The organism is Natrialba sp. PRR66 (assembly GCF_034808065.1).
In the GTDB taxonomy this organism is placed as follows: domain Archaea; phylum Halobacteriota; class Halobacteria; order Halobacteriales; family Natrialbaceae; genus Natrialba; species Natrialba aegyptia.
Genome location: NZ_JAXHGN010000069.1, coordinates 1 through 278 on the forward strand (window position 1 = coordinate 1; position 278 = coordinate 278).

A 278-nucleotide genomic window follows, 5' to 3' on the forward strand; every position below is an offset into this window, starting at 1 on the left:
CTACGGGGAATACCGCATGTCCGGTTAGAGGTACACACATATGTTCGAAGCTCTTGACATCGGCACGACAGCACTGAACAGCGTAACCGACTTCGCGTCCACGTACATGCAGGGCAACGCACCGGCCATTCCGGAGGGCTCCGGTGCAGCACTCGGTATCGGGCTCGCAGCCATCGGCGCGGGCTACGCCGAGCGTGGTATCGGCGCAGCCGCCGTCGGCGCACTCGCCGAGGACTCCATCAGCACAGGTATCGCCGTCTTCCTGACGGTCCTGCCGG

General features: G+C 64.0%; 1 protein-coding gene. It reads left to right on the forward strand.

Annotation, left to right across the window (positions count from 1 at the left end; all coding sequences use genetic code 11):
• Positions 1-40: 40 nt before the first annotated feature.
• On the forward strand, positions 41-278 hold a 238-nt coding region (locus SM755_RS23515), incomplete at its 3' end, for a hypothetical protein (protein ID WP_323174818.1).